This window comes from Poseidonocella pacifica, from assembly GCF_900111875.1.
In the GTDB taxonomy this organism is placed as follows: domain Bacteria; phylum Pseudomonadota; class Alphaproteobacteria; order Rhodobacterales; family Rhodobacteraceae; genus Poseidonocella; species Poseidonocella pacifica.
In genome coordinates, this window is record NZ_FOJU01000002.1 from 129,299 (window position 1) to 146,102 (window position 16,804).

A 16,804-nucleotide genomic window follows, 5' to 3' on the forward strand; every position below is an offset into this window, starting at 1 on the left:
TCGCCTCAACCTTCCTGTAGAAGTCGCAAAGCCTCGGCGTGGATTTCGGCGCTCCCCGCCGCAAGAACCCGGCCACCATCGTGCGCGGGCTCGCCCGTCCAATCGGTCACGATCCCTCCAGCGGCTTGGATGACCGCGATTGGGCCCTGAATGTCATAGGGGTTCAAGCCAGCTTCGATGACTAGATCGATTTGTCCCGCAGCAAGCAAGGCATAGGCGTAGCAGTCCATGCCATAGCGCGCCAGCCGGGCCGTGCGTGCGACGCGCTCAAAGGCCCTTCTTTCATCAGGAGTCCCGACTTCCGGAAAGGTCGTGAAAACTGTTGCATCGCTGAGCGCGACGCCAGTTCGGGCGGCATTGGGATGTGTCCCGCGCGGGCCGCGGAGTTCGGCGATCCCGAACCCGCCAATGAACCGCTCGCCGATATATGGCTGATCGATCAAGCCGAAGATGGGGCCGTCGCTATCAGACAATGCGATGAGGACCCCCCAGGTCGGCGTCCCCGAGATAAACCCGCGCGTTCCGTCGATAGGATCCAAAACCCACGTAAGCCCGCTGGTTCCGTTGGTATTTCCGAATTCCTCACCCAAGATGCCGTCCTGCGGGCGTCTGCGGGCGAGCACATCACGCATTGCTTGTTCAGCATCGCGGTCAGCGACTGTTACGGGGTCGAACCCGTCGGCAAACTTGTTTTCGGCAAATAGATTGGGCACGCGAAAATGCGGAAGAGTAGCATTCCGAGCCACATCTGCCAGCTCAAAAGCGACATCCGCCAGTGCGTGCATTTCAGCATCGGAAAACAAAATCGGCGCGCTCCCTCTAGCCTATACCTTGGCTAAACCGGAGCGCGCGTCTGCGCAAGGACTGTAGCGGTCAGGCGACGTCCGAAAGAACCCGCGCCAATTCGAAAAGGCGGCGGCGCTGTGCTTCGGGGATGGCATAATAGGAGCGTACGAGATCGAGCGCTTCCTTGTCGCCCATGATATCGGCGGGAACGGTGGGCGCATCCGATTGAGCGTGATCTTCGGCGTCGTTCATGCCGTCGAAAAAGAATTTGACCTCGACGTTAAGCGCATCGGCAATATCCCAAAGGCGGGAGGCGCTGACACGGTTGGCACCGGTTTCATATTTCTGGATCTGCTGAAACTTGATCCCGACCTTCTCTGCGAGTTGTTGCTGGGTCATGCCGACAAGCCAGCGGCGATGACGAATCCGTTTTCCAACATGCGCATCTACAGGGTGTGCCATGTCCAATCCTTTCAATTTATTCGCGCGGTCCAAGCATCGGGACAGTCCGGTTCCCTCGCTCTGCCACGAGCTATTGTTGACCGCGCTTCACCATACTCTATGACACGTCAAAAGCAATAAACGGCTTCGCCCATAAACGCCCAGTTGAGTGACCGAGGCCCCAGAAGAACGCACCAATCGTTAATATTTGACAAAAAAGCTCGTATTCACGCAGGGTTGTCGATGCCACTATGCGAAAGAATGACACAGTTTGTGTCCTATTCCAGCAATAATCAGAGACAGAGATGAAGGCATTTAGCATCATCCATGCAGGAGCCAGCCCGCGCCTGACGCAGCGTCCTGATCGCGCGCCCAAGTCAGACGAGATCAAGGTGAGAATCGCCGCCGCGGGCCTCAACTTCGCCGACCTGTTGATGATCGAGGGCACTTATCAGGATACGCCTGCCCCGCCTTTTACGCTGGGGCTGGAAGCGGCGGGCGAAGTAATTGAGGTGGGATCTGACGTGGACCGGTTTTCGGTCGGCGATAGGGTCTCTGTCTATTGCGGTCAGGGAGGGCTCGCGGAGAGCGGCTGCTTCGCCGCATCGCGCGCCGTGCTTTTACCCGATGAGGTTACATATGACGTCGGCGCCAGTTTCCAGATCGCCTATGGCACCTCCCATCTTGCACTTGCTCACCGGGCGCGTCTGCGCCGGGGTGAAACCCTACTTGTTCTCGGCGCTGCTGGAGGCGTCGGCCTCACTGCGGTCGAGATCGGCAAGCTCATGGGCGCGCGGGTGATTGCGTGTGCGCGCGGGCCAGAGAAGTTGAACATTGCTCGCATGGCGGGGGCTGACCACCTTATCGAAGCGGACACCCAAGACATTAGAACATCGGTGAAGGACCTCGGCGGCGCGGATGTGGTCTATGATCCCGTCGGAGGCGACCAGTTCATGTCAGCCTTCCGCGCGTGTAACCCCGAGGCCCGCATTCTCAGCATCGGATTTGCGGGCGGGCAAGTTCCCCAGCCCCGGCTCAATCACCTGCTGGTAAAGAATATCGACATTCTGGGCTTCTACTGGGGAGGCTATCTGAGTTTTGCCCCGGAAAAGCTCACAAACTCCCTTGCGAAGGTGTTGGAGTGGCTCGCCGAGGGCCGCCTTGCCCCCCACATCAGCGCCGTACTCCCATTTGACCGCGTCGAAGACGGACTGGATCTACTGCGTCAGCGCAAGAACACCGGCAAAGTGGTCATCAGGATTTCGGATTGACGGTCAAGCTGCGGCAATGGTCGCGGCGGCCCTCCCCTGCCGGTAGGCACTGCGAAGCAGGTTTGCGAGATGCTCTGAAACCTCGTCATGCTCCGCGCCGCGACTGTAGAGGTTGATCCGCTTTTTCGCCAGTTCGGGGAGCGCTCCGCCATGTTGGATACGCTCAACATGGGAAGATTCCGTCCCTTCCAGCTGAGCCGTTATGGCGAGATCGGCACTAACGGTTGCTTCGATCGTCCTGTCAGCCTCACTTTCTACGGCGATCTCCCACGCTATGCCCGCGGCGTCGAGCGCTTGGATGGCGCCCCCTCGGAAAATACAACTTCTGCAGAAACCCAGCCTGAGCGGTCGTTGCCGCCACGCGATTCCGCCCGGCGCACCGATCCACAGCAACGGTAGCTCAACAAGCATCTCACTTCCCGGCCCGCCCTCGTCTTCGGTAGTAAGCACCAGATCAATGGTTCCCTTCTCGAACCCTTCCTTCAACTCACGGGTGAAGGAAGAGATGAGCTGCACCGTCATCCGAGGGAAATCCGCGTGAAATTGCTGCAAAACCCGCGGGATGGCGGGATAGACAATGTCATAAGGCACCCCCAGAACCACCTCCCCCTCGAATGCGTCATCGGTCAACCGGGCATAGGCCTCATCGTTCAAATCCAGCATCCGGCGCGCATAAGAAAGCAGCTTTTCACCGGAGGCTGTCGGCGCGATCTGTCTCTGCGAGCGATCAAGAAGCTGAAGCCCCAGATTCTCTTCCAAACGCTTGAGCTGCATCGAAACCGCGGATTGCGTGAGGTTCAGCATGCCTGCGGCGCGTGTGACGCCGCCGGCATCGGCCACAGCGACGAATGAGCGCAGGGCGGTCAGATCAATATTCCGGGGCACATCACACTCCTTGATGAATAACGTCACGATAATTCGTTTCAGTAATGGAGCACCTTTCGGCATGTTGATCAACAGAAGTCATACGAAACGCCCCTAACATCACGAAGAGAACAGACCGATGACCCAAAATGTGCTCTATTCCTCTATCCGAGCCCGACGTGACCTGTTTGGCGCGATCCGGCGCATGGCCGGATTGGCCCGACAACGCGAAGCGCTCACCCGTCTTGACGAACACCTTTTGCGCGACGTTGGCATCTCCCGTGATGAAGCTGAACGCGAAGCGGCCCGCGCACCATGGGATCCACCTGCGCATTGGCGGTGAGTTTAGGTGTCCACGTGCGGGAAGTTCTTGAAAAGCCCCCGCACCTTGCCGATATTGATCTATGAACTGGTGCGTGAATTCGCACCCTCAGTGTACCAATGGAGGCATAGATGGCAGAACTGAACCGGATGCGGACGGCGACTGGCGCCCGCACCGCCCATATCGACGAAGGGCTTCGCGCCCACATGAACAAGGTCTACGGCACGATGTCCGTGGGCATGCTCATCACCTTCGCCGTTGCTTGGGCAATCGGGACGTCGCCGCAGCTTCTCTCGATTTTCCGCGACCCCCAAACCATGCAACCCAACATTCTGGGCTGGATCGCGATGTTCGCGCCGCTGGGCATGATCTTCGGTTTTGGCGCAGTGATGCGAAAGGCTTCGGCGGCCGGCGCACGGCTCTTCTTCTTTGCCTTTGCCGCAGCGATGGGGCTTTCGCTGTCCTACATCTTCGCGGTCTATACCGGCATCTCCATCGCCCAGACCTTCCTCGTGACGTCGATCGCGTTCGCCGGCCTGTCCCTGTTCGGCTATGTGACGAAGCGGGATCTCTCCGGCATGGGCACTTTCCTCATGATGGGGGTCATCGGCCTCTTGGTGGCGATGGTCATCAACATCTTCCTGCAGTCACCGGCGATCATGTTTGCCGTGTCGATTCTGGGCGTACTGATCTTCGCCGCTCTCACGGCCTATGACACACAGAAGATCAAGGCAGAGTATGTGGCCCATGCCCACCATGGGGACGCAGAATGGCTTGAGAAGTCTGGTATTCACGGGGCGCTGAACCTCTACCTCGACTTCATCAACATGTTCCAGTTCCTGTTGATGTTCCTTGGCAATCAGGAATAACGAGCTTCAAAGCTCCAGTTGCGAGGCGGCGCATTATGCGCCGCCTTTTTGCATCAAAAGGCAGCTTGCCGCCATTCAGGGCGTTTCCACATTGCTGGAATTGAAAAATGAATGCGCAGTTGCTAAATTGGGGTCAGCCCTGCGCCGGGGTGCATTCGGCGCAAGACAAAGGAGGACAATGTCCTGTCACTCGAAGTTGATGCGGCATCTGCCGCCATTCCGGACACCGCTCACATGAGCGGGTTTTCGGAAGACGATGGTCAGAGCGAACGCCTGCTCGACCGTATTCTATTCTCTCTCGACGAAGACAAAGCCGAAGACATCGTGAAGATCGACCTTCGCGGTAAATCTGCGATCGGCGATTACATGGTGGTTTGCTCCGGTCGGTCTTCGCGTCAGGTTTCGGCAATCGCCGACAAACTTGCCGAGCGGATCAAGGAAATGTTCGGAACCTCCCCCCGCATTGAGGGCAAGGAAACCGGTGACTGGGTCCTGATCGACACCGGCGATGTCGTCGTGCACGTATTTCGTCCCGAAGTGCGCGACTTCTATCAGCTCGAGAAGATGTGGCTCCCCGGTGGAGTGACCAAGACGCAAGCCTGATGCGTCTACATATCTGTGCGGTCGGCCGCCTTCGGGCGGGGCCGGAACAGGTCTTGATTGAAGACTACCTCGCTCGGGCCGAACGTACCGGTCGGGCGCTCGGCTTCAGTTCCTGCACACTCCATCAAATCGACGAACGCAAGGGCGGCGGCAAGGCTGGCGAAGCCGCACTTCTGCGCAAGGCTCTGCCCTCGGGAGCAACGACCTGTGCCCTTGATGAGCGCGGCCGAGTGCTTGACAGCGTTGAGTTCGCCGCCCTGCTTGGGAAATGGCGAGACGAAGGGCGCGGCGACTTGGCGTTCCTGATCGGGGGTGCCGATGGCCTCGCCCGTGACCTGCGCACAGAAGCGGAGGCCACGTTGAGTTTGGGCAAGATGGTCTGGCCGCATATGCTGGCACGGGTGATGCTTTGCGAGCAAATATACCGTGCAACAACAATCCTGGCTGGCCTGCCCTATCACCGGGTTTGACCACCCGCCTGCCAGTGTGACCGCATGACATTTCCGTGCCAATCCTCCGTGGGAATTGTGATGACCGGCTCTTCGGCTAGGCCTTTTGGCTCGTACGAAAGCGCCGCGAGAAACGCGATCGCCGAAATGAGAACGGCCAGCACCATTGCGGTATTTGGTACGTAGCCGGCGGTGACGACTTGATCGGACATAAAGAACTCCTGTGGTTTTGTGCCAGCAAAATACCGCGCTCGGGCAAATCAATAAAACGAATGTTAGTGCGAGGATACATCACCGAATGTGATGCATTCGGGACGCGAGAAATCGCCTGCCCCGTGGTTGCTCCCTGAAGTGCTGCAGCGTAGAAACAGACCAGCAGATGAAGGAAGGGGACCTCATGACCGCGCCCAAACCCGTTGCACTTTGCATCCTTGATGGCTGGGGTCAGAGGACCAGTTCCGAAGGTAACGCCCCCCTTCTCGCGCATACTCCCAACTTCGACCGGTTGATGAACACCTGTCCCCACGCAACCCTGACTACGTTTGGGCCAGATGTCGGGCTGCCCAAGGGGCAGATGGGGAATTCAGAGGTCGGTCACACCAATATCGGCGCAGGCCGTGTCGTCGCCATGGACCTTGGCCAGATCGACCTCGCCATTGAGGATGGGTCATTCCAGAAAAATGAAGCTCTACAGAAGTTCATCGCGACGCTGAAGGAGACAGGCGGTGTCGCACATCTGTTCGGACTGCTTTCGGATGGGGGCGTGCATGGCAGCATTGAACACACCATCGCGGCCACGCGTGCCATAGCCACCAGCGGCGTACCCGTTGTGCTTCACGCTATTACCGATGGCCGTGACGTCGCACCCAAAAGCGCCGACGGTTTCTTGGCTCACCTCGAAAGAGAACTTCACGACAATGCCCGCATTGGCACAGTCATCGGGCGGTACTACGCAATGGACCGTGACAATCGATGGGAGCGGATCGAGCAGGCCTATCGCGCCATTATGCTCGGAGAGGGCGAAACCGCCCCGACCGCCGAAGTGGCCATTCGGCAAGCTTGGGATGACGACAAAACCGACGAGTTCATCCCCGCAACAGTCATCGGTGATTTCTCCGGGATTAAGTCCGAGGATGGCGTCTTCTGCCTCAACTTCAGAGCGGATCGTGCCCGAGAAATCCTGCGTGCCATCGGGGAGCCCGCGTTTGACGAGTTCGATACGACAAACCGACCTGAACCGGCTGCGCTCCTTGGAATGGTGAACTACTCGACGGTTCACGACGCTTTCATGACGACGTGCTTTCCCAAGCAGAAGATCGTCAACACGCTTGGTGAATGGGTGGCAAAGCAGGGACTGCGACAGTTCCGCCTCGCCGAAACCGAAAAGTATCCGCATGTGACCTTCTTCTTGAACGGCGGCAAGGAAGATCCCGAGGCGGGAGAAAACCGTCACATGGCGCCATCGCCCAAGGTTGCGACCTATGACCTACAGCCCGAAATGAGTGCGCCGGAAGTCACCGAGAAATTCGTCGAAGCTATTGAAGCGGGTTATGACCTGATCGTGACGAACTATGCCAATCCGGACATGGTGGGCCATACCGGCGATCTTGATGCGGCGATCAAGGCTTGCGAGGCTGTGGATCAAGGGCTCGGGGAAGTGGTCGCAGCACTAGAAGCTGCCGGGGGCGCTATGATCGTAACGGCGGATCACGGCAACTGCGACATCATGATCGATCCTGAAACGGGCGGGCCACATACGGCGCATACCACCGAATTGGTCCCTGTGATTCTGGTCGGAGGACCAGAGGACGCGGAGCTTCGGGAAGGGGGGCGTTTGGCGGACCTCGCACCTACCTTGCTCGCGCTCATGCAGATCGACAAGCCAGAGGAAATGACCGGGAAAAGTCTCCTTCTTCGATGATCCGCCCGCTTGCTCTTGCTCTTCTTCTCGTCGGTGGTTCCGCCTGGGCGGATGACGTCGGCGAGGCGGCCGCGCGTGCCGCTACCAGCATTACCACAGCAGAACACGCGCTTGAGCGTGCGGAGAGCGCCAAGGACCGGATCCGGGCGCTAAGCACTGCGGTCCGCGGCTTTGAGGAAGGGCTCTCTGCGGTACGTGCCGGGCTTCGCACCGCCTCTTTGCGAGAGGCGGAGTTGAAGGACGCACTGGAGGCCAAACAATCCGAACTCGCCGGCCTGCTTGGGTTGCTGCAAGCTGTTGCCCGCACCCCTCCCCCCGCCGCGCTGCTTCATCCCGGCGGACCGGAGGGCACTGTCCAGGCGGGACTCTTGCTTGCTGATCTGAACCCAGCCTTGCGTGCCGAAGTTGAGGAGCTACGCGCGGATCTCGAAGAGGCCGCCCGGCTCCGGCAGATGCAGACAGAGGCGGAGGCGACCCTGAAGAGCGCACTGATGAGCGCCCAAACGGCGCGCACAGAGCTATCTTCGGCAATGGCCGCGCGCGCGGAATTGCCACGCCGTTTCATTGAGGACCCGGTCAAGACGGCGCTTCTCGTTGCATCCGCGGATACGCTTACCGCCTTTGCGGCCAACCTTGATGAGATCCCCTCCGAGCGCCCGGACCGACTTCGCTCGGATCTGCATGGCCTCAAAGGTACATTGCCCCTGCCCGTGTCGGGCACCGTCTCGCGTGACACGAGGCCCGGCATTTTAATTGAAACCCAGCCTGAAGCGCTTATCACATCCCCGACTGCGGCCACCGTTCGCTATCACGGCCCACTTCTTGACTACGGAAATGTGATTATTCTGGAGCCGGGACAGGAGACTCTTTTCGTGCTTGCTGGCGCGGCGGAGGTATATGCTGAGATCGGACAGGTAATCCCCGCGGGCCATCCGGTCGGACGGATGGGAGGTACGGCAACCGATGGCGCGGACGTGACGCGGGGCGAAACCCTGTATATGGAAGTCAGAGAGGGAACCGCCGCAGTGGATCCGCTGACGTGGTTCGGAATCGACGAGGAATGAGCAAATGAGAAAATTCGCCCTGGCCGCTGCTACTGGCATCCTGACAGGTGCGCTGGCCACCACCCAGATCGCCGGCCCCCTGATGGCGCAAGAAAACGGTCGAAGCAGCGTCTATGAGCAGCTCGACCTTTTTGGCGACATCTTCGAACGCATCAGAGCGCAGTATGTCGAGGATGTCGACGAGAAGGAACTGATCGAGGCTGCCATCAATGGCATGCTGACCTCGCTCGATCCGCACTCCAGCTATCTGTCGCCAGACGATGCGGCCGACATGAGGGTTCAGACACGCGGCGAGTTCGGCGGGCTGGGCATCGAGGTCACGCAGGAAGAAGGGTTCGTCAAGGTTGTCTCTCCGATCGACGGGACGCCGGCGGACGAGGCGGGGATCGAATCCGGTGACTTTATCACCCATGTCGATGGCGAAAGCGTGCTTGGCCTGACCCTCGACGAGGCGGTCGACATGATGCGCGGCCCGGTGGGTTCGGATATCGTGATCACCGTGGTCCGTGAAGAAGAACCTGAACCGTTCGACATTACGATCACCCGGGATACGATCAAGCTCACCGCCGTGCGTATCCGCACCGAGGGTGAAAGCGTCGTACTCCGTGTGACCACTTTCAACGATCAAACCTATTCCAACCTCGAAGAAGGCCTCGCCGAAGCGGTCGAAGAAGCCGGTGGCATGGACGGGATCAACGGGATCGTTCTTGACCTTCGCAATAACCCCGGTGGCCTTCTGACACAGGCGATCAAAGTTTCCGATGCCTTCCTCGACAAGGGGGAGATCGTCTCGACCCGCGGGCGCAACATCGTGGATGGAGAGCGCTACAACGCGAGCGAAGGCGATCTTGCCGAGGGCAAGCCCATCGTGGTGCTCATCAATGGCGGTTCGGCCTCGGCCTCGGAGATCGTCGCAGGGGCCCTGCAGGATCATCGCCGCGCGATCGTCGTCGGAACCAAGAGCTTCGGCAAAGGGTCGGTGCAGACGGTCATGCCCCTTCGCGGCGATGGCGCCATGCGCCTGACCACGGCGCGCTACTACACCCCGTCGGGCCGATCGATCCAAGCCCTCGGGGTTTCCCCCGATATCGTTGTTGAACAACCACGCCGCGCGACGACTGAAGAGGAGGACGGTGATGAGTCGACAGCCCGCCCCCTCCGTTCCGAAGCCGATCTTCGCGGTAGCCTTGATAACGATAGCCTGTCCGAAGATGAGATCCGCCAGATCGAAGAAGAGCGGGAACAGGCCGAAGAGGCCGCGCGCCTGCGTGAGGAAGACTACCAACTCGCTTATGCGATCGATCTCCTCAAGGGGCTGACCGCGCTCAGCACTGCGGACGAATAATGGGTGGCGGCCCGGTCACCCCGGGCCGCTTTTCCAGCGAACAGGTATGACATGACCCCCGAAGAAATTGCCAAACTACCCTACCGCCCTTGCGTGGGCGTCATGCTCGCCAATGACCGTGGCGAGGTATTCGTCGGGCAGCGGATCGACAATCCCGGCCCCGCATGGCAAATGCCGCAAGGTGGGATAGACGAAGGCGAAAGCCCACGAGAGGCCGCATTGCGGGAACTCGGGGAAGAGACCGGCCTGCTCCCCGAGCATGTGGAGGTCGAGGCCGAGACCTCCGGTTGGGTCGCTTACGATCTGCCTCATGACCTTGTTCCGCGTATCTGGAAGGGTCGCTATCGTGGACAGGAACAGAAGTGGTTCCTGATGCGGCTGAGGGCAGCAGAAAAATTCGTTGATATCAACACCCCCCACCCCGAATTTTCGGAGTGGAAGTGGCTGCCCGCGGATGGATTGGTTGAGCAGATCGTCCCCTTCAAGCGCGCCGTCTATGAGGCTGTGCTTACCGAGTTCGGCCCCAAGATATAGCTCTCACCGAAGACGCCTCAGGATTTCCAACGAGGCATAGCCATCGGGCACCAGCCCGATCCGGGCCTGAAATGAACGTACGGCCGCGATCGTGTTGGGCCCAATGCGCCCATCTACACCCTGCGTATCAAAGCCAGCCCGGGTAAGCCGCGCCTGCAACTCCTTTCGCTCGGCAGAGGTCAGAGCTCTATCCTGCCGCGGCCATTGCGATTGGATACGCGCGCCGCCTTTGATCCGGTCAGCAAGATGCCCCACCCCGATGACATAGGCGTCCGCAGCATTGTAGCGCTCGATCACGCTGAAGTTCTTGAAGATCATGAAAGCCGCACCTTGCGCCCCCGCAGGCACCAGAATTGAGGCTGCGCCAAAATCCCTGACCGGACGCCCGGACATATCCGTGATACCAAGACGCGCCCAATCGGAGGGCATCCTATTTTGTTCCCGGTCCGCGAGCCGATAGTCAAAGCCCCGAGGAAGCTGTACCTCAACCCCCCAAGGCATTCCGGGTATCCACCCAGCATTCTGCAGGTATGCTGCCGTGCTGGCCAGCGCATCCGCGGGATCGTCGGACCAGATATCGCGGCGCCCATCGCCCGTAAAATCAACCGCATAAGCTTGGTAGGATGTCGGGATGAACTGAGTGTGCCCCATGGCTCCGGCCCAACTGCCGGTCATGTTTTCCACGGTCGTATCGCCGCTTTGCACAATTTGGAGTGCCGCGATCAATTGCTCTTCAAAAAACTCTCCGCGTCGCCCGTCATAGGCGAGCGTCGCCAGCGCCGGAATGACCTGCGTTTTTCCGCGGAATGTCCCATAGGCGCTTTCAAGACCCCAGATCGCCACGACGATGTTCCGATCAACGCCATAACGCGCCTCGATGGCGTCGAGGACGCGGGCGTGATCTCGCAATGCCGCACGCCCGTTTGCGACCCGTGTGTCTGACGCGGCGCTGTCCAGATACTGCCAAAGGGTCTTTGAAAATTCGCTCTGATTTCGATCCCGTGCGATCACATCGCTCTGATAGCGGATTCCGCGAAACGCGCGGTCAAACACGTCCCCCCGGATACCCGATCTGAGCGCGCGTCCGCGAAACTCCGCTATCCAGGTGGAAAAGCCCGTCTCCGCGACAGGCTGTGCTTGAGCTTCTGGGCGCAGTTTGGGCAGAGGGATGAAAGCTACCCATTGTCCGCTTGGGCGTAGTTGCGGCACAGGCGAGGTTTCAATAATGGGGGCGGCCTCACACAGCCCCGCTCCCAAGGTGAACAGCCCAATGAGGGCAGACTGAATACGCATGTACTTGCTCGATTCTGTTTTGCCTCAGCCTAGCGCGAAAAAAGGCCGCGGAAAACACTCATGGCGGTCTTTTGCCGCTCTTCCGATGGCGGGACTGCGTTGCGTTCGAGCCGAAACAGGTCGATTGGCCCCTGCGCATACGCCCCTCTCTCTTAGCCGCCGGATCGCTTGTAAATCTTGGCCCCTAGGGCCAATAGTTCGCGGCGGCAGTCGTAAAGGACAGGGCATGGTACAGGCATTGGTCATTGGCGGCGGCCCCGCAGGCCTCATGGCGGCAGAGGTGATGGGGAAAGCCGGGCTTTCCGTTCTCGTGGTCGATAGAATGCCAACGATGGGGCGCAAATTCCTGATGGCAGGGAAATCGGGCCTCAACCTCACAAAGGAAGAGAACCCGGATGCCTTTCACGCGGCTTACAGAGAAGCCACTGCGCCCCTCCTGCCTGCGTTGACGGCATTCGGTCCAGCCGATTTACGCGACTGGGCCGAGGGACTTGGTCAAACACTCTTCGTCGGCTCTACGGGCCGTGTATTTCCGAAAGCCATGAAAACCTCACCGCTGCTTCGGGCTTGGTTCCAGCGCCTTGATGACTTGGGTGTAGAACGCAGGACGCGCTGGCAGTGGTCCGGTCTGGAGGACGGGAGCTTCTCGTTCGAAACCCCGGAAGGCGCGCAAAGCCTGCACCCTGAGGTGTGTGTTCTGGCGCTTGGCGGCGCGAGTTGGTCACGCCTTGGATCGGACGGCGGCTGGGCCAAAATTCTGGAATCACGGGGTATTCCCGTTGCGCCTTTCCAGCCCGCCAACGCGGGACTGCACGTGAAATGGTCGGAGCATATGACTCGCCACTTCGGCGCCCCCCTCAAGAACATTGCGCTGAGCGCTGGCGGTGCCCGAGCGCGAGGTGAGATCGTCATATCGAAGCACGGGCTGGAAGGCGGCGGGATCTATACCGTGTTCCGCGATATACGTGAGGGCGCAGCGCTCCATATTGATCTGCTGCCGGACCTACCGACAGACGATGTCGTCCGGCGGATTGCCCGTCCTCGCGGTAAGACAACACTCACCAACCACTTGCGCAAGACGCTCAAACTGTCACCTGCGGCGTTGGCGCTTGCACGGGAAGGATCCCCCCTGCCCACAGGCACAGAAGCGCTCGCCGCGCTCTTAAAACGAGTTCCTGTAGATCATGAGGGTCCGCGACCCATGGATGAAGCGATCTCAACGGCGGGCGGTGTACGCTTTGATGCGCTTGATGACGGGTTGATGCTTCAGGCGATCCCCGGCGTCTTTTGTGCAGGTGAGATGCTTGATTGGGAGGCCCCAACGGGGGGCTATCTGCTGTCGGCCTGTCTTGCGACGGGGCGGCAGGCGGGCCATGCGGCGGCCCGCCGTCTCAGGGCCTAGTGGGACCCGAGCACTCCGGTTCGAACGGAATAGTTCACCGCGAGCCCATAATCTGGATCATCGTCACTATCGACCATGAGGTGCCCGGCCTTGGACAGCAACCGGTGACAATCCCGCGACAGGTGTCGTAGTTGAATGCGCTTGCCCGCCGCGTTGTACTTGCCGGCGATAGCCTCGATCGCCTGCAATGCGGATTGATCGACCACACGGCTATCGGCAAAGTCGACGATCACGATCTCCGGGTCGCCGGTCACGTCGAAAAGTTCGGCAAAGCCGTCAGACGATCCAAAGAAGAGCGGGCCCTGAACCTTGTAGACCTTGGCACCATCTTCGTGCTCCACCTTGGCATGGATGCGCTTCGCGTTATTCCATGCATAGGCCAGCGCGGAGACGATCACCCCGACTACGACGGCAATCGCAAGGTCATACTGAACGGTTACAACAGTGACCAGAATGATGACGAGGGAATCCGCGAGAGGAACTTTGCGCAGGATCTTGAAGGAGTTCCACGCGAAGGTACCGATCACCACCATGAACATGACACCCACGAGCGCCGCGAGCGGGATCTGTTCGATCACAGGCGAAGCGAAGAGAATGAAGATCAGCAGGAACAATGCGGCGGCAACGCCAGCGATCCGCGTGCGACCACCCGATTTCACGTTGATCATGGACTGACCAATCATGGCGCAGCCCCCCATGCCACCGAAGAACCCCGTTACCGTGTTGGCGACGCCCTGCGCGACGCATTCCTGACTTGCGCCACCGCGCTGGCCTGTGATGTCGCCGACGAGGTTGAGCGTAAGCAAGCTTTCGATCAGGCCGATCGCCGCAAGAATGATTGCGTAGGGGAGGATAATCTCAAAGGTTTCCCAGTTCAGTGGAACCATGGGGATGTGAAACGGAGGCAACCCGCCCTGAATTGATGCCATATCACCGACGCGCGGCACATCGAGGCCGAACCCGATCACGACAGCAGCGACGATGCCAATACCCGCCAGCGGTGCCGGGATGACTTTGGTGATGCGCGGCGTGACCCAGATCAGTGCCATTGTAAGCGCGACAAGACCGAGCGTTACCCATAGCTGGATGCCCGACAGCCATTCGCCCCCACCAGTGCCGTGCCCCGTGACCTCAACGGATCCCGGCACCTTGAACTGCGAAAGCTGGGCCAGAAAAATGACGATGGCGAGCCCGTTCACGAAACCAAGCATGACGGGATGTGGCACTAGCCGAATGAATTTCCCCCACTGCATGACGCCCGCAAAAATTTGCAGCAGCCCCATCAGGACCACGGTCGCAAAGAGGTATTCGACGCCGTGTTGTGCAACGAGGCTCACCATGACGACCGCGAGGGCCCCGGTTGCGCCGGAGATCATCCCTGGCCGTCCGCCGAAGACGGCCGTGATCAAACCAACGATGAAGGCCGCATAAAGGCCGACGAGCGGGTGAACACCTGCGACGAAAGCAAAGGCCACCGCTTCGGGCACCAGCGCCAGAGCAACGGTAAGGCCGGAAAGTAGTTCGATGCGCATGCGGCCAACGGTGAGCGGTTCACCGGGCATCCAGCGAAGATCGTTGACAAGACGGTTGGCTACGGAGGCCAGAAGGACTCGGGTCAATGGCTTTTCTCGTATGTTGTATCTTGGGGGTTTGGATGCGCCTTACGGCATTGCGGCGTGATTGACCAGACGCGGAAGCGGGAAGGTTCGATGTGTGTTGCGCAACGCACGCTCCTGCGTTGCTATTGTGACAGGGCAAAGGCACAAAGACCGTGTCAGGATCAAGGAGACACCAGCATGACGGACACGATGATCGGGGTGATCGGCGGCTCTGGCCTGTATGAGATTGACGGGCTCGAAGGGGCAAGCTGGATCGAGGTGGAAAGCCCCTGGGGCGATCCGTCGGATTCGATCCTGACCGGACGGCTCGACGGAGTGCCGATGGCTTTTCTGCCTCGTCATGGGCGCGGGCATGTGCATTCGCCCTCCACGGTACCTTACTGCGCCAACATCGACGCGCTGAAGCGGATCGGGGTCACCGATGTGATTTCCGTATCGGCATGCGGCAGTTTCCGTGAGGACATGGCACCGGGTGATTTCGTGATCGTGGATCAATTCATTGATCGAACCTTTGCCCGCGAGAAAAGCTTCTTCGGGACAGGCCTTGTGGCGCATGTGTCCTTGGCTCACCCCACCTGCGAGCGGTTAAGCGCAGCCTGCGAGGCGAGCGCGCGGGATGCTGGCATCACGGTTCATCGCGGAGGCACTTACCTTTGCATGGAAGGTCCACAATTCTCTTCGGTCGCAGAATCCAAGCTCTATCGTGACGTCTGGAACTGCGATGTCATTGGAATGACCAATATGCCCGAAGCGAAACTCGCCCGCGAAGCCGAGCTTTGCTATGCCTCCGTGGCGATGATCACCGATTACGACAGTTGGCACCCCGAGCACGGCGCGGTCGATATCAACGAGATTATCCGCACCCTCTCGGGCAACGCGGACAAGGGCCGCGAGTTGGTTCAGCGCTTGCCCGCGCTCCTTGGGAAGGACCGTGCACCTTGCCCCCATGGATGTGACCGCGCGCTGGAGTTTGCCATAATGACAGCTCCGGAGAAGCGAGACGTTGACCTTGTGGCGCGTCTCGATGCCGTAGCCGGGCGCGTTCTTTAGGAATCGCTCGGGACCGAGATGGATTGCGGAAGCGGGCGGCGGTCGATCAGGTTGAAATAGCGCCGAACCCGTACATCGGAGGGCCATCCGTCATCTTCGCAGAGTTGCTGTTCCGCGATCTTAGCCGCTTCGGTGTAAGGCACATTGCAGCTCTCATAGGTCTCAGGTGGGACGAATACCGGATGGCGCCGAAGCTGGACCCCAAGCGCCCGCCGAACCGGCCGGGTTATACGCTCCCCGTCTTGCATCACCTGCATTTCGCGGGTTTCTATGAGCGAGGCGCTGACAACACAGACCCGCTCTCCGAATGACATGGATCGGGCGGTGTCGCACTCGCAATTCTTCTGATCGTTGTACTCAAACACCCGTCGCGTCAGGCTGCTCGTGCCACCAACAAAGGGCAAACCGCCCAATTCGGTCACTGCGGAAATCTTGTCCTCATCAACCAGTCCGAATCGGCTCGATATGGCCGCGGCCCAGTGAACGTAGCGGGAGGCCCGATTATAGTAGACATCTGCGGCGTCCTGCATCTCAATGTCAGACGGGTCTACAATTGCATCGCAAAGCTTGGCCAGCCCGCCCCCTTTCTTGAGCACGACCACGTCACCCGCGCTGAGGGGCTGTGCCCCGGGCGCGGAGGTAAAGGCGTTCGCAGCGGCAATATCCTTTGGCGTGATGTCGGCGAACCAAATCGCCAAAAGAACGAACACCACCAAGCCTGCGGCGGCTATTCCAATTTTTTTGAACATGACGCTCTCCCTAGCTGCTTGGGCAGCAGAGATTACCGCAAACAAAGTGGGTGGCGGGGCAAGTCACGGCAGCAGCAGATTGCACAGACAGCAAAAGCAGCACACCGGTTACGCACAGAAATCGTTTCATTGGGAACCTCAAAAAAATTACGGGATACAATGGGTGGACCATAGCATAATCGCCGCGCGGATTGGTTAACGTAACGTTAACCTGCGAATTGG

Annotated in this window: 18 protein-coding genes; 11 read left to right on the forward strand and 7 right to left on the reverse strand. The window is 59.5% G+C overall.

What is annotated here, in order from left to right:
- Nucleotides 1-5 precede the first annotated feature (5 nt).
- Together hisN and BM234_RS05775 are read right to left on the reverse strand one after the other, a co-directional pair.
- Complete coding sequence (hisN, locus tag BM234_RS05770) at nucleotides 6-785, reverse strand: histidinol-phosphatase (protein ID WP_092063215.1); 780 nt, start codon at nucleotides 783-785, stop codon at nucleotides 6-8.
- An 88-nt stretch (nucleotides 786-873) separates the two neighbouring features.
- The gene (locus tag BM234_RS05775; protein ID WP_092061670.1) at nucleotides 874-1,248 is read right to left on the reverse strand and encodes a helix-turn-helix domain-containing protein; all 375 of its coding nucleotides are present in this window, start codon (nucleotides 1,246-1,248) and stop codon (nucleotides 874-876) included.
- Nucleotides 1,249-1,532: 284 nt separating this feature from the next.
- Between BM234_RS05775 and BM234_RS05780 the strand changes: the two genes are divergently transcribed.
- Entirely contained in the window at nucleotides 1,533-2,498 is a 966-nt protein-coding gene (locus tag BM234_RS05780) for an NADPH:quinone oxidoreductase family protein (RefSeq protein ID WP_092061673.1), read from the forward strand.
- Between the two features lie 3 nt (nucleotides 2,499-2,501).
- On the opposite strand, the gene BM234_RS05785 is transcribed toward BM234_RS05780, so the two are convergent.
- Nucleotides 2,502-3,383, reverse strand: coding sequence for a LysR family transcriptional regulator (locus BM234_RS05785; RefSeq protein ID WP_092061676.1), 882 nt, complete (start codon nucleotides 3,381-3,383; stop codon nucleotides 2,502-2,504).
- 118 nt (nucleotides 3,384-3,501) lie between these two features.
- On the opposite strand from BM234_RS05785, the gene BM234_RS05790 reads away from it, so the two are divergent.
- The 4 genes from BM234_RS05790 to rlmH all read left to right on the forward strand — a co-directional run bounded on the left by BM234_RS05790 (nucleotide 3,502) and on the right by rlmH (nucleotide 5,626).
- Nucleotides 3,502-3,705, forward strand: coding sequence for a DUF1127 domain-containing protein (locus BM234_RS05790; RefSeq protein WP_092061679.1), 204 nt, complete (start codon nucleotides 3,502-3,504; stop codon nucleotides 3,703-3,705).
- Between the two features lie 110 nt (nucleotides 3,706-3,815).
- On the forward strand, nucleotides 3,816-4,553 hold the full coding sequence (locus BM234_RS05795; RefSeq protein ID WP_092061682.1) for a Bax inhibitor-1/YccA family protein: 738 nt from the start codon (nucleotides 3,816-3,818) through the stop codon (nucleotides 4,551-4,553).
- 234 nt (nucleotides 4,554-4,787) lie between these two features.
- Complete coding sequence (gene rsfS / locus BM234_RS05800; RefSeq protein ID WP_092061685.1) at nucleotides 4,788-5,156, forward strand: ribosome silencing factor; 369 nt, start codon at nucleotides 4,788-4,790, stop codon at nucleotides 5,154-5,156.
- Nucleotides 5,156-5,626, forward strand: coding sequence for a 23S rRNA (pseudouridine(1915)-N(3))-methyltransferase RlmH (rlmH, locus tag BM234_RS05805; protein ID WP_092061688.1), 471 nt, complete (start codon nucleotides 5,156-5,158; stop codon nucleotides 5,624-5,626). The genes rsfS and rlmH overlap by 1 nt, the downstream gene beginning before the upstream one ends.
- Here rlmH and BM234_RS05810 read toward each other — a convergent pair.
- Entirely contained in the window at nucleotides 5,614-5,817 is a 204-nt protein-coding gene (locus BM234_RS05810) for a hypothetical protein (protein ID WP_092061691.1), read from the reverse strand. The two genes, rlmH and BM234_RS05810, sit on opposite strands and share 13 nt — an antisense overlap.
- A 185-nt stretch (nucleotides 5,818-6,002) precedes the next feature.
- On the opposite strand from BM234_RS05810, the gene gpmI reads away from it, so the two are divergent.
- From gpmI to BM234_RS05830, 4 genes are read left to right on the forward strand one after another with little or no spacing between them, the layout of a single operon-like run.
- The gene (gene gpmI, locus BM234_RS05815) at nucleotides 6,003-7,526 is read left to right on the forward strand and encodes a 2,3-bisphosphoglycerate-independent phosphoglycerate mutase (protein WP_092061694.1); all 1,524 of its coding nucleotides are present in this window, start codon (nucleotides 6,003-6,005) and stop codon (nucleotides 7,524-7,526) included.
- Nucleotides 7,523-8,590 carry a murein hydrolase activator EnvC family protein gene (locus BM234_RS05820; RefSeq protein WP_092061697.1) on the forward strand — a complete coding sequence of 356 codons (1,068 nt, stop codon included), beginning with the start codon at nucleotides 7,523-7,525 and terminating at the stop codon, nucleotides 8,588-8,590. Before gpmI ends, BM234_RS05820 begins: the two co-directional genes overlap by 4 nt.
- 4 nt (nucleotides 8,591-8,594) lie before the next feature.
- A complete protein-coding gene (locus BM234_RS05825) occupies nucleotides 8,595-9,935 on the forward strand; it encodes a S41 family peptidase (protein WP_092061699.1) in 1,341 nt (446 codons plus the stop codon).
- Nucleotides 9,936-9,986: 51 nt separating this feature from the next.
- Nucleotides 9,987-10,469: an RNA pyrophosphohydrolase gene (locus tag BM234_RS05830; protein ID WP_092061702.1), complete on the forward strand. Its 483-nt coding sequence runs from the start codon at nucleotides 9,987-9,989 to the stop codon at nucleotides 10,467-10,469.
- Nucleotides 10,470-10,472: 3 nt separating this feature from the next.
- On the opposite strand, the gene BM234_RS05835 is transcribed toward BM234_RS05830, so the two are convergent.
- Nucleotides 10,473-11,762, reverse strand: coding sequence for a lytic murein transglycosylase (locus BM234_RS05835; protein ID WP_092061705.1), 1,290 nt, complete (start codon nucleotides 11,760-11,762; stop codon nucleotides 10,473-10,475).
- A 226-nt stretch (nucleotides 11,763-11,988) separates the two neighbouring features.
- On the opposite strand from BM234_RS05835, the gene BM234_RS05840 reads away from it, so the two are divergent.
- Entirely contained in the window at nucleotides 11,989-13,164 is a 1,176-nt protein-coding gene (locus tag BM234_RS05840; protein ID WP_092061708.1) for a TIGR03862 family flavoprotein, read from the forward strand.
- Here BM234_RS05840 and BM234_RS05845 read toward each other — a convergent pair.
- Nucleotides 13,161-14,783, reverse strand: a complete 1,623-nt coding sequence (locus BM234_RS05845; RefSeq protein ID WP_217645953.1) for a SulP family inorganic anion transporter — start codon at nucleotides 14,781-14,783, stop codon at nucleotides 13,161-13,163. The two genes, BM234_RS05840 and BM234_RS05845, sit on opposite strands and share 4 nt — an antisense overlap.
- Before the next feature lie 177 nt (nucleotides 14,784-14,960).
- On the opposite strand from BM234_RS05845, the gene BM234_RS05850 reads away from it, so the two are divergent.
- A complete protein-coding gene (locus tag BM234_RS05850) occupies nucleotides 14,961-15,833 on the forward strand; it encodes an S-methyl-5'-thioadenosine phosphorylase (RefSeq protein ID WP_092061711.1) in 873 nt (290 codons plus the stop codon).
- Here the strand turns inward: BM234_RS05850 and BM234_RS05855 are convergent.
- Complete coding sequence (locus BM234_RS05855; RefSeq protein ID WP_092061713.1) at nucleotides 15,830-16,582, reverse strand: hypothetical protein; 753 nt, start codon at nucleotides 16,580-16,582, stop codon at nucleotides 15,830-15,832. The two genes, BM234_RS05850 and BM234_RS05855, sit on opposite strands and share 4 nt — an antisense overlap.
- Between the last annotated feature and the right edge of the window lie 222 nt (nucleotides 16,583-16,804).